Source organism: Chryseobacterium wanjuense, assembly GCF_900111495.1.
In the GTDB taxonomy this organism is placed as follows: Bacteria; Bacteroidota; Bacteroidia; order Flavobacteriales; family Weeksellaceae; genus Chryseobacterium; species Chryseobacterium wanjuense.
Genome location: NZ_FOIU01000001.1, coordinates 840371 through 853446 on the forward strand (window position 1 = coordinate 840371; position 13076 = coordinate 853446).

Genomic DNA, 13076 nt, shown 5'->3' on the forward strand with positions numbered 1-13076 from the left:
AAATACAACGATGTTCAAAAAATTAGCTGCAGAAGCGTTAGGATTAGGTGATATCGGTAAAATTATTCCTTCTCAGGATTATGACAAAGTAGACTCGGATGATTATATTTTGTCGGAAGATAATGAGAAAATTTTCTTCTTGATTAAATCTAAAAGAGACGAATATTGCTTTACAAACAGAGCATTAATTCACATCGACGGGGCAAGTGCTTTGGATAAAAAAAGAGTGTTGAGAAGATACGAATATTATCAGTTTCCTTTTTCTAATATCGCGCTGCAAACTGCCGGAACGATCGATCTTGATGTTGAAATTTCATTCAATATCGGAAATGTTCCTTTGATGATCAGTGTTACGAAAAGTCAGGTGGATCAGTTGAAAGACTTGTATAAAGCGCTTTTGGCGATTCAGCAGGAAGTTCATCACAACCATTCGTTGTTGAATTTCGCCAACGACAGCTTACAAAAAGCAGTAACGACGGTAGCATCAGGAAAGCAGGAAAATGTTTCGAAAAGTCAGGAGTTGCAGAACATCAATGAGTATATTTTCAATTGGAACAAAAACAGTTTCAATACATATAACCAGAAAGATTTTTCAGCAATTTTTGAAAAGTATATTAATAACTAAAATATTAATCTGCATTATATAAAGCCCGGAATTTTCTGGGCTTTTTTTAACTTTATTAATTATGAAAAAAATTACTTTATTACTTTTGATTCTTTGTTTTAACGCTCTGTTTTCTCAAAAAGAAGAGATGTTTAAGGAAACGTATTTCCCTGTAAAGTATGTATTAAAAAGCTCTAAAGACACCATAAAAACAAAAATTCTCAATATCGGATTTTACTCCAACGAAGAATTTTCTCCTGCAACCTACATCAAGCAAATGACGGTTTTAGACCCTTCCGGAAATAAAGTGAAAGTGCCTGAAAATAATATTCTGTATCTGGAAATTGTTGATCTTAAGAAAGTTAAAAGAAAATTTGTAGATGCAAAATCGATTATTTCTAAAGACCTCGGATTGGTTCAGATCATATACAGCGGCAAAAAAACGGACTGGTACAGGAAAAGTTCTTATTCTGGATCCATTTACACCTACAAAACAGACGACGTCGATTATTTGAAATTTCATAAAGACAAAAGTATGATGGAAATACACTTCGACATACCGGGCGCCAAGTATCAGATCAAAGAAAAATTTTACAATTACCCTGATTTAGCATTGTTAATAGATAACATGGTTGAAGATACCGACCTGTTGAAGGTGCTGAAACTATATGATAAAAAATAAGTTATCAAAATAAGTTTTTAAGGTTCTTCATTTTATTCATGATAAGATTTTAAAACGGCTATTTTTTATTGAAATATCTCACAATTAGTTTATACCATAAAGATTAACTCACTAACTTTATGGTAATCAAAAACTAAGGTCATGAAATATTTCGATTTTCACTGTCACCCTGTTTTAAAACAGTTGTTTAATGATAATCCCAACATCGATGCCTTTATTTACAGAAGCGATGTAGCGGCCATTCCGAAAGCCTGTTCCGATCTTCCAAGTATCATTGAAACCCAAACTCACCAGTCTCAACTTTCAGAATTCAACGACGAGGTAATTTTGGGAGCTGTGCTCTACAGCGTGGAAAAAAACGTTGCCGAGACAGTGATTCCGCTTCGGGGTTATCTCAAAAAAGCCTCTCAATTCAAGCTTTCAGAGCAGCTTTTAAAAGATATTGTCAGCAATAAAAATAGGCCGTTTTCAGATTTTTTGATGAAAAGAACGCTGGACAAATATCTCGAAGCCTCTTCTTCCTTTCATATTTTAACAAAAGACAGCTTCAAAAGTCCGCTTCCCAAGAATAAAGTCAATGTGTTTTTTACCATCGAAGGATGTCATTCTCTGGTGGACAGTCCGAATTTTTGTAATGCTTCAAACAAATATAAACCGGGCGATATTTTAAGCAATTTGGATAAGGTTTTAAGTAAAATCAGCATCATTTCTATTAATATTACCCACCTTCAGCAATCCAGCCTCTGTAATCAGGCATTCGGGATGCAGGTGGCCAATGCTTCCGCATTTTTTCCTTCCGGAAACGGCTTTGAAAACGATGGAAGAACGGTTGTACAGGGCATTTTCGACAGGAAGATCTGCATTGATGTAAAGCATATGAGTTACAAATCACGAAAGGATTTAATGAGTGAAATTGACTCCAAGAAATATAAAAATATACAGCCTTTGGTTTGTACCCACGCAGGATTTACCGGAATGCCATTTAAAGACTGGGCAGGTCATATTCAGCTTAAAAAGCCGGCTTCAGGAGCCTTATATCTGGAAATTACCAAACCTTTTAATGCTAAAATAAATCCCGGAAGACCTGGTTTTCCTACTTTTAATGCTTCCACTATTAACTTATTCGATGAAGAAATAGTCTGGATCGTAAAAAATGGCGGCGTCATAGGAATCTCGATGGACAGGAGGATTTTAGGGTATGTAGATAAATTCGATGACGATCCGACGGGAATTACCGATATGGAAAGAATTGTCGACAAAGAATTTTTCTCAAAAACAGAATGGGATTCTTTAGGAATAAAAAATGAAAATATCGGAAAGGTGATCGACGATGACAACTGCCTTTTTATGAACGAATTGGAAGAAAATACCGAATCGAGTCTTCCGCGCCGGGATGAATATTTTTATGATCATCTTTTAAATCATATTAAACATTATTTCCAGGTCTGCAAAGACAACGGAATCCCGATACAGACTGCCCAGAAACAAATCACGATCGGGACAGATTATGATGGACTTATCAATCCTTTCCTCAACATGCCGACTGTGAAAAGAATGGCAGATGTGAGAAGCTATATCAGCATGAATTTAAAATATTTTCTAAGAGATTTGAAAGATTCTAAAAAATGGGCAGACGAACTGAACATTGATACGTTTATGGAAGACCTTTTTTATAATAATGGATACAGATTTTTAAAATCAAGGTTCTGAAAGGGTGGTACTGATGCCTGATGAGTGATTTTATTAAAATAATTTTAAAATTTGCATATTTAGAAAAATTAATCTCGTTTTCTCACCTTGTTTTCTTAATTTTATTCTATGAACTTTGAGAAAGTAGGGCTTGTTTTATCTGGTGGTGGTGCGAAAGGTATTGCTCACGCCGGAGTTTTAAAATTCCTGAAAGAAAAAAATATTAATGTCGATGTTTTGTCATGTTGCAGCGCCGGTTCTATTGTAGGCTGTCTGTACGCGGTAGGCAAAACGCCCGAAGAAATCTTAGAATTCTTCAATTCGGTGTATTTTTTCAACTGGAAACATTTTACTTTTAATCAGCCGGGATTGGTTTCCTCTGTGATTTTCAGAAATTATCTGAATCCTATTTTCGGTGATATGAAATTAGGCGATCTGGATAAAGAAGTGAAAATTGTTGCTACCGAGTTGGTAGGAGGAACGGAAAAAATTTTCGATAAAGATTTTAAAATAATGGATGCCATCATCGCTTCATGCTCGATTCCGGGAATCACAACACCTTACATTATCGGGGAAGAAATGTATTGTGATGGCGGAGTTCTCAATAATTTTCCTGCAGATATCATCCGGGACGATTGTGACAAGCTCATCGGGGTTTTCGTTTCGCCTCCTCATGATATTAAAATTGATGACCTGAAATCTATTAAAGCTATTGTTTCCCGCTCATACGACTTGCTTTCGTACAGAATTGAAAAAATAAAGTTTGAGTATTGCGATTGGTTTATTTCTTCGCAGGAATTGTCAACGTACGGAACTTTTGAAAGAAGAAAAGACCGTTTGGAGCAAATTTTTAATATTGGCTATAATGCAGCCAAAGAAAGCTTCAACGAAAGCAGTTTCTACATACAGCTCAAACAATCCGGAACATAAAAAAACTCTCACTTCAAAAGCGGGAGTTTTTATTTTATTTTTTAACGACCTGTGCGCCCTGATCCACGATCGTTTTTCCGTTTTGATCACTCACCATCAAGGTGTAAGGAGGCATCGTACCTTCTGTAAGATAATTTCTCCAAACGTGATAGGTGTAGCCTTTATTGGTGAATTCGTAGTAATAATTTCCACCCGATCCGTCAGGAACTATTTGCCCGTCACTGATGATCATGCTTGGTTTTGAGGTGATTTTTGCATTCGCTGGCCATGACTGGTACAGGTATTTCCCATTTGGCTGCTGATCGATTCTTATTTTAAATTTTTTAGTTTTAATAATAACCGTTTTAGGAACTTTTTGTTGAAATTCCGTACTGTTTTTTGATGTAATGCCTGGATTTCTGTCAACATTATTGGCAAAAACCAGGGAGAACTGCGCTACACAAAGCGCTCCTAATATTATTTTTTTGATCATTTTTTTAAACTTATTGTTTAGATGTTTATGGTATCAAATTTAGAGCCAATTCTATCATCTTCTATATAATTTGCAAGGTTAATTTAAACTTAAAAAGTACAGGTTTGGATAGATAAATAATCAATAGTTGAAAATAATTGTATTGATTTTCAGTATGTTAAATTTTATATTTAAAAATATTTTAATTTTTTGCAACAACTGAATATTTTTCTTGCGTACATTTGTACCATCAAAGGATCTCGTTCCTTTCCCATTGAAATGAAACTAATTAATTTTAAGTTTTTTCTATTAAAAATATCAGAAATTATCTTCACGATTTTTAATACATCTCCTCCTAAGATTTCTTAATTTTTTTCGAAAGAATTATCAAATAATTCATACTCTGTTTTTTCATTTTCTGAAAAAATAGAGCACAATCCCTGTTTTCAAAATTTAATCAAACAAAAAATAAACAAATTATGGAATTAACTTTTCATGGCTGGATGATTCCTGCCTTAATTGCGCTGTTGTGCGTACTTTTTTACAAATTTATTCTTAGAATTTTCTTCGGACTTATCATTGTTCCCCAGGACAAAATCGGTTTGGTGACCAAAAAATTCGTATTGGTCGGTAAGCAGGAACTTCCGGAAGGGAGAATCATTGCAACCAACGGAGAGGCCGGTTTTCAGGCTCAGACATTGGCTCCCGGCGTGTATTTCGGGAAATGGATTTGGCAATATTCTATTGATTTCCAATCTTTCACGGTAATTCCGACAGGTAAAATAGGATTATTACTCGCAAAAGACGGTATGGAACTGGAAACCGGAAGGATTTTAGGAAGAAAAGTAGATTGCGATTCTTTTCAGGACGCAGAAGCTTTTTTAAGAAACGGGGGACGAAAAGGACGTCAAACCGCGATCATCGCTCCAGGTTCTTACAGAATCAACACCTTATTATTTGAAGTTGAATTAACGGATATGACGCAGATTCCGGATAATGCAGTGGGAATTATCACTACCATGGAAGGTAGTCCTCTGGAAGAAGGGCAGATTGCAGGAAAAATTATTAATGACCATAATAAATTCCAGGATGTTGATACTTTTTTAAATAACGGAGGATATAAAGGTCTTCAGGAACAGGTAATTTTGGCGGGTTCCTATTTCCTGAATCCTTGGTTTACAAAGGTTGAGATGGTGAAAATGACGGAAATTCCGATTGGTCATGTCGGTGTGATTATCAGTTATGTAGGGGAGGATGGCAAAGATTTAAGCGGTGTCGATTTTAAACATGGAAATATTGTGGAAAAAGGCCACAAAGGAGTTTGGGCAGAGCCGATAGGTCCCGGAAAATACCCGATTAACCCATATATTATGAAGGTTGAGCTTGTTCCGACAACCAATTTGGTTTTGAACTGGGCATATGAAAGAAGCGAATCTCACCAACTGGACAAAAATCTTTCAACGATCACAGTGCGAAGTAAAGACGGTTTCCCTTTTAATCTTGATGTTTCACAGATTATTCATATTCCTACATATGAAGCTCCGAAAGTTATTGCCCGTTTCGGAAATATGATCAATCTGGTAAGTCAGGTGTTAGAACCGACAATTGGGAATTATTTCCGAAATTCTGCGCAGGACAGCGACGTGATTGCCTTCCTGGGAACGCGTAAAGAAAGACAGCAGTCTGCAAAAGACCACATCAGCAGCGTATTGGAGCAGTACAATGTAAATGCGGTGGATACTTTGATTGGTGCGATTGTTCCTCCTGAAAGTTTAATGAAAACTTTAACGGACAGAAAATTGGCGGAAGAACAAAAAATCACTTATGAAACCGAAATGCTGGCTCAGGAAACTCGTCAGGCTCTGGAAAAAGAAACTGCCGTTGCCGATATGCAGAAGGAAATTGTAAAAGCGGATCAGGGTGTTTTAATTGCGGAAAGAATTGCGGATGCATCTGTGAAAAAAGCTACCGGAGACGCCAATTCAGTAAGATTACAGGCCAATGCTGAAGGTGACAGATTGAAACTTTTGGCAACCGGGGAAGCAGAAAAAACAAGATTGCTGGCCAAAGCAGAAGCAGAGAAAATAGAATTGCTGGCTAAAGCAAGTGCCGAACAAATTTCATTAACAGGTAATGCTGAAGCGGAAAAAATTCTGGCAATTGGTAAATCTAATGCAGAATCTTACAAATTATCGGTGGAAGCGATGGGCGGAAATAATTTTACACAATTGAAAATCATGGAAAATATTGCCAGCCAAAATGTGAGAATCATGCCTGAAGTATTGATCGGAGGAAGCGGAGATGCAGCAAATGGCGGAATCAGTGGACTTTTGGGGCTGCAGCTTTTGGAACAGGTTCAGAAGAAAAATATTGAGACGGTTTCGGTAATTGATGAAAAGCCGGATAATAATTCTTGATTAAATTAATCCTCTTTAGAATTTTAACCGCAAAAGAGACAAAAGATTTAAGTTTAAATTAAAAACTGTAAAGAAGAATCCAAAAGTTACTTTAAATTCAACAATTATCTTTTGTGACTTTTGTGGTAATAAAGAAAAAAAATGCTCCAAAACCTGGAGCATTTTTATATTTTAAGCGGTATAACTAGCAAACGCTTCTTCCAAACTTTCAAACTTGCCTTTAAATTCATCAATCGGGCAATCCTGAAGAATATTTCCTTTGTGAATGAGGATCACACGCGAACAAAGCGCTTCCACTTCCTGCATGATGTGCGTGGAAAGCAAAACCGTTTTCTGTTGTCCGATCTCCTTTACCACATTCCTGATTTCGATGATTTGATTAGGGTCAAGACCGTTGGTAGGCTCATCAAGAATTAATAAATCCGGCTGGTGAATGATCGCCTGAGCCAAACCGACTCTTTGTTTGTACCCTTTGGAAAGTTGCCCGATTTTCTTTGATTTTTCAGGAGTAATTCCTACCAGCTCGATTACTTCATCTACTCTTGATTCCGGGATTTTATGAATGTTTGCGACGAATTGCAAGTATTCTTTTACGTACATTTCCAGATACAACGGATTATTTTCAGGAAGAAAGCCGATTCTTTTTTTGCTTTCGATCTCATGTTCCGTAATATTTTTATCATTAAAAATGATCTCGCCTTCATCGATTTTCAGTGCACCGACAATGGATTTCATAAGGGTAGATTTTCCCGCACCGTTGGGGCCGAGAAGACCTATGATTTCATTGTTTTCGATAGAAATATTAATATTGTTCAGTGCAGTCTGTTCACCGAATTTTTTGGTTAAATTGTTTATCTGGAGAGACATAATGTGTAATGATCTTTTTGCAAAAATAAAAATAAAAAAACTCATTCGGGTGAATGAGTTGATTTAATATTGTAAAAATTCAATTATTTTCTTGCTTTTTTATCTTTGCCGTTTGAAGCGGGAGCTGCCGTCGATGCTGTACTTGAAGATTTTGCAGCGTTGATGTTATGCATCGTCGCCGGTTTGTCGTACAGGGCAGATTTTCCATTTGCTTTTCCAAAGATCTTATCCACTTGTTTTCTCGTCAAAAACTGGGATTTTCCAACATATTTTTTGTTTTTATTAATATATTGAATAAACTGAACTGTCGGCTGGCCGTAGTTTTTCTCATAATGCAGCTCGATAATATCGTTGGGAAGTTCCAACACGATATTGCTTTCCGGAGTATTAATAAAGCCGTTGGTAATAAGTTCGTATAAGCCGGATACATCTCCGTTTAAGTTTTGAAAGGAAAAGGATCTGAAAGTATTCAGATTAGAGGTATTAAGATCCTGATAATTAATAGTAAAATTATTTTCTTTTTTATATAAACCTACGGAATTATCTTTACCAATTTCCACTAAGCTTTCGTTTTTCAACACTTTTATCTGTGAGAAAACCGAAATACCGAACATACACGTAAAAAGTAGAATTATTTTTCTCATGTGATGATTTTTAATGTATCATAAAATTGGTGTATCTAAAATAGTAATAAAAATGCGAAAAAACAATTTTTATTATCTAAAGCAAAAGTAACATTTTTTTTTAATATCCATCATTGTTATAAGCCTGATGCTATGCATCTCATTTTAATCAGAATATGTTTAAATATTTGATAGTAAGAAATTTATAAACAACTTTACGGAATCTGTGTTTAAATTTAATTATTGATATATTAAGTCAGTGACGTAATTTAATTAATTGAAATTCAGTTTATTAATAGTCAATTTGAAATAATATGGGATACAATTTAAAATAAATGTTAAATCTGTTTAAATCTACACCGTTGTTTTTTAAATCAGGTTAAGTGAAAAATTACGAATTGATGAAATCTTCTCTGAATGGCAGCTAAAATCAGAGGGAGGATTGATTAAAAATTTTTTCATTGTGTGCATTGAATATTATTAGCTGCAAATGTAGAATAAAAATTAATATTTTACATCGATTCTGCAATAAGAAAAAAAAAGCTGCAAAAAGCAGCTTTTTAAAATTATGGTAATTTAAATTTATAATCCTGAAGGTGAAGAAGTTGCGGAAGCGTCTTTTGAACCTCCCAGATTCTGTATAACATTAGGAAGGGTTTTTACGAGTGTATTATTGATGACTAAACATCTAATTTCCCAGGTTCCATTTCCTCCTGAAGATGTTGCACCCTTGTAATCTGCAGATAAATGCCATGTATTCCCGGAATTAAAAGCAAATACATTCATAGGGTTAAAATCTGTTCCGACGGCTGCCGTTAATCCATTATTACTACTAGTATAATTACTTCCGATGATGGCAACAGTGTATTCGCTGGAGCTTATCTTTGTGTCATAGTCATTTACCCAGTCACCATTTACATTATTTAATGTATACGTAATATAATTGAGGGGAAGCGTGTTTCCTGATGGAGATGCAATCACTTTAAGCTCACCGGTATTATCATCTCTTACAATGCACGAATATCCTTTATTGCTTAAAGCAGAATTTGCCTTGCGCAGAACCATATTTCCATTTACATCGAGAGTTGCAGTAGGAGTTGGAGTATTAATTCCAACTTGAGCACTTACTTCATAATAGAAACTATTAAGAAGTATCAGTGCTAAGATACATTTTTTCATTCTTAGTGTTTTATAAGGTTGGTCTTCACCCTTCCAAAATTGTGCCAATAAATTTGGTTAATGTATAAGTTGTTGTTTTATAATTTGTTAAATTGAATTAAAACACAGGAAGTATAGTAAAAAATTGGTTGAAAAAGTGGAGTTAATATTTTTTAATAGTGAAATAATTAAAAAACGGTAATCCATAAGAATTTTGGTTTTTCTGTACTTAGAGTAAAATATTTTTACCGTTCCTGACACACTGTTGTCATATTGGCATTCTACCTTTATATTAGTAATTAAAAAATAAAAAATGGGTAGAGTACATTTAGTATCAGTAAGAATTATCACCGCTGACATAAAGCGACTGGTTCAGTTTTTTGAGGATGCAACAGGAATCACGGCCAAATGGGCAACCGATGACTTTGCAGAACTCTCATCTGAGTCTTTTACTTTGGCAATTGGAAGCACGCGGACATTGGCTTTCTTCGGAGAAGGCGTTGCTGAACCTGCGACTAATAAAAGTATGATCATAGAATTCCTTGTGGAAAACGTAGATGATAATTACGAAATAATTAAAGGTTTAACAAGCGAAATTGTTCAGAAACCGACAACAATGCCTTGGGGAAATCGCTCGCTACTGTTTCGCGATCCGGACGGGAATCTGATTAACTTTTTTACTCCGGTAAGTGAGGTAGCAAAAAAGAAGTTTGCATAAAGAATAGAATAGATCAGTTATCAACGACAGTTTATAAAATAGCGGGTTCAGTATTGATTTGAATGTTTGTTGATCAGTATTACAAAAAAATGGTGCCACTTTAAAACAAGCGGCACCATTTGGCTTTTTGTGACCAAGACGAGCGTCTCTTCAAACACTTTTATTGATAATTTAGTTCGATTGAGCTAAATTAAACAAGAATTATAAACCTGTCTTTTACCTTCACGCCAAGATTTTACGAAGAATTTAATAGAATGTTTGGAGTTGCTAATTGCTTTTTCTTTTAAGGTTGAAAGAAAAACGATTTACTTATATTTGCCTCGCAAAGCAAATTCAAATGTTCAAAAAAATAATCCTTGTATTTATTCTTGGCTTTTATACGGTTTTTTGTTCGGCTCAACAGGTTAGGCCCTCAAAATCATCTGAAATTTACCGTGAACTCAAAACACTTAAACACCTACCTAAAGTTTTATACCTTGCAGCTCATCCCGATGATGAAAATACAGGATTGCTCTCTTGGTTAATCAACGATCAAAATGTAGAAACGGGCTATTTGTCTTTAACCAGAGGTGATGGTGGTCAGAATTTATTAGGTACAGAACAGGGGGCTGCATTGGGTTTAATCAGAACGCATGAGCTTTTAGAGGCAAGAAAATTAGACGGTGCCCAACAGTTTTTTACCCGCGCGATTGATTTCGGGTTCTCAAAAAATACTACCGACACCTTTAAACAATGGGATGAAGATAGCATTATAGCGGATGTAGTTTGGGTAATCCGAAAATTCCGTCCTGATGTTATCATTTGTCGTTTTCCTCCTAATGCTGCGGCAGGTCACGGACAACATGCGGCTTCGGCTGTGGTTGCGGAAAAAGCTTTCAAGCTTGCAGGCAATAAGACTGCTTTCCCAAATCAACTAAAATATGTTAATACATGGCAACCAAAACGCGTATTGTGGAATACTTTCCGTTTTGGAGGGGTAGATACGACATCTGAAAATCAACTGAAAGTTACCGTTGGGCAATATGATGCGCAACTGGGAATGGGCTATGGAGAATTGGCAGGATTAAGCAGAAGTTTACATAAAAGCCAGGGTGCAGGAACACAGTCTGTAGCCGGGATCAGAACTGAATATTTTGCCCACGTTGGTGGCGAGCCTGCAAAAGCATCTCTTTTTGATGGAGTCGTTAAAACCTGGACTTCACAAGGAAACGCTGATATTGACCAATCATTAGATAAAATTATTTCCGCTTTCAATTTCAATAATCCTGATCTCAGCTTGCCTGCCTTGCTTGCTTTACGAAAAAAGGTCATGGCGCTTCAAGATTCAGACCTGAAAAAAGATAAAATTAAATCTCTTGACCATATCATTTTTAGCTGTGCCGGATTTATGGGCGAGGTAGTTACCAATCAGGCTGAAGCTGTTGCCGGGGATAGCTACAATTTCAGGTTAAATTTGATTTCAAGAGCTACAAATCCTGTTGTTTTAGAAGATGTACAATGGTTAAATAAGTTAGAGAACTTCAACAGAAAACTATCAAAAGATTCTTTAATTACCATTCAGCATGACATTGAGATTCCTGCAGATGCAGCGCTCACAGAACCTTACTGGTTGGCAAAATCTCCTACAAACGCAGCAACTTTTTCTGTTCCGAATGATACTTTAATCGGTTTACCTGAGGCGGAATCACCACTGAATGTTTTGCTTGGTTTAAAAATCGGTTCGGAAAAATTTCAGGTTAAACTTCCTTTATCTTTCAAGAAATTAGACCCTGTGCGTGGTGATGTGGTCGAAGCTCTGCGTATTGTTCCTGCGTTGGAACTGAAATTTACACAACCGCTTTATCTGGTCAAAGAAAATGAAGATTTACATTTGAGTTTAAATTTTAAGGTTAATTCTAACAAACAATTCAACAATGGTAAAGTAAATCTGATGTATAACGGAGAACGATTAGGCGGCGCTGATTTAAAATCAATGAATGGGAAAGATTTTACCATCGATTACGTTATTCCAAAAACTAAGCTTGCCTCAATAAAATCAAATCAGTTACAATTGGATGCCAATTTTGTTGCAGATGGAGTAACTTATAATAAAAAACAAATATTAATTCAGTATCCGCATTTGCCCTCATTACAATATTTTGCTCCTGCAACTGTCACCGTAATGAAAGGCGATATTCAGTCTAAGGTTAAGAAGGTGGGTTATGTACAAGGAGCTGGCGATTTCATTCCGGAGTTTCTAAGAATTGCAGGTGTTCAGGTTGATGTGTTGAAAGACAAAGATTTTTATGGCAACTTAGATGAATCTGCTGGAAACGGTAGCCAAAACAAGTTATCACAATATGATGCCATCGTATTGGGTGTTCGTGCCAATAACACGGAAAAGAAGTTGGGTCGCTGGATGCCTTATTTATGGTCTTATGTAAAAGCCGGAGGTAATTTGGTGATGCAGTATAACACCAACCAGGATACAACAGTTGACAAATTGGGGATGTACAATTTCAATATTGCCAATAAGCGTGTTACCGAAGAAAATGCTGCAGTTACGTTTTTAAATCAAAATCATAAATTACTGAACTTTCCGAACAAAATTACTGCGGATGATTTTAAAGGTTGGGTACAGGAGCGCGGCGCCTATTTCCCTGCTCAATGGGATGCAGCGTATGAACCGCTTTTTGAAATGCACGATACCAGTGAAGAACCTCTGCAGGGATCAACTTTATATGCCAAATATGGGAAGGGTAATTTTATTTATACACCATTGGCATTTTTCAGACAGTTGCCTGCGGGAAATGTTGGTGCAGCACGTTTATTTTTAAACTTTTTATCTGCACAGAAAAACTAATGAATAATCAACTTAAAAATTGGAATACCTGGTACCTATTACTAGCAGCTGCATTAGTATTGCAGATCGTATTTTATTATTTGTTTACTAAATTC

11 protein-coding genes are annotated in these 13076 nt (G+C 35.9%); 7 read left to right on the plus strand and 4 right to left on the minus strand.

What is annotated here, in order from left to right:
• Positions 1-10 precede the first annotated feature (10 nt).
• The 4 genes from BMX24_RS03790 to BMX24_RS03805 all read left to right on the plus strand — a co-directional run bounded on the left by BMX24_RS03790 (position 11) and on the right by BMX24_RS03805 (position 3905).
• A complete protein-coding gene (locus BMX24_RS03790; RefSeq protein WP_089790733.1) occupies positions 11-625 on the plus strand; it encodes a PH domain-containing protein in 615 nt (204 codons plus the stop codon).
• Positions 626-686: 61 nt separating this feature from the next.
• Positions 687-1286, plus strand: coding sequence for a hypothetical protein (locus BMX24_RS03795; RefSeq protein ID WP_089790734.1), 600 nt, complete (start codon positions 687-689; stop codon positions 1284-1286).
• A gap of 141 nt (positions 1287-1427) precedes the next feature.
• Positions 1428-2996: an amidohydrolase family protein gene (locus BMX24_RS03800; protein WP_089790735.1), complete on the plus strand. Its 1569-nt coding sequence runs from the start codon at positions 1428-1430 to the stop codon at positions 2994-2996.
• Positions 2997-3104: 108 nt separating this feature from the next.
• A complete protein-coding gene (locus BMX24_RS03805) occupies positions 3105-3905 on the plus strand; it encodes a patatin-like phospholipase family protein (protein WP_089790736.1) in 801 nt (266 codons plus the stop codon).
• Positions 3906-3939: 34 nt separating this feature from the next.
• On the opposite strand, the gene BMX24_RS03810 is transcribed toward BMX24_RS03805, so the two are convergent.
• Positions 3940-4377, minus strand: a complete 438-nt coding sequence (locus BMX24_RS03810) for a hypothetical protein (protein WP_089790737.1) — start codon at positions 4375-4377, stop codon at positions 3940-3942.
• Between the two features lie 458 nt (positions 4378-4835).
• Here BMX24_RS03810 and BMX24_RS03815 point away from each other — a divergent pair, with 458 nt between their 5' ends.
• Complete coding sequence (locus BMX24_RS03815; protein ID WP_089790738.1) at positions 4836-6773, plus strand: SPFH domain-containing protein; 1938 nt, start codon at positions 4836-4838, stop codon at positions 6771-6773.
• Positions 6774-6944: 171 nt separating this feature from the next.
• Here the strand turns inward: BMX24_RS03815 and BMX24_RS03820 are convergent, their stop codons facing one another.
• The 3 genes from BMX24_RS03820 to BMX24_RS03830 form a co-directional block, all read right to left on the minus strand.
• Positions 6945-7640 carry an ATP-binding cassette domain-containing protein gene (locus tag BMX24_RS03820; protein WP_089790739.1) on the minus strand — a complete coding sequence of 232 codons (696 nt, stop codon included), beginning with the start codon at positions 7638-7640 and terminating at the stop codon, positions 6945-6947.
• An 83-nt stretch (positions 7641-7723) separates the two neighbouring features.
• Complete coding sequence (locus BMX24_RS03825) at positions 7724-8284, minus strand: hypothetical protein (protein WP_089790740.1); 561 nt, start codon at positions 8282-8284, stop codon at positions 7724-7726.
• Positions 8285-8845: 561 nt separating this feature from the next.
• On the minus strand, positions 8846-9442 hold the full coding sequence (locus tag BMX24_RS03830; protein ID WP_089790741.1) for a hypothetical protein: 597 nt from the start codon (positions 9440-9442) through the stop codon (positions 8846-8848).
• 292 nt (positions 9443-9734) lie between these two features.
• On the opposite strand from BMX24_RS03830, the gene BMX24_RS03835 reads away from it, so the two are divergent.
• Complete coding sequence (locus tag BMX24_RS03835; protein ID WP_089790742.1) at positions 9735-10139, plus strand: VOC family protein; 405 nt, start codon at positions 9735-9737, stop codon at positions 10137-10139.
• Between the two features lie 337 nt (positions 10140-10476).
• On the plus strand, positions 10477-12981 hold the full coding sequence (locus BMX24_RS03840) for a PIG-L family deacetylase (protein WP_089790743.1): 2505 nt from the start codon (positions 10477-10479) through the stop codon (positions 12979-12981).
• The last annotated feature ends 95 nt before the right edge of the window (positions 12982-13076 follow it).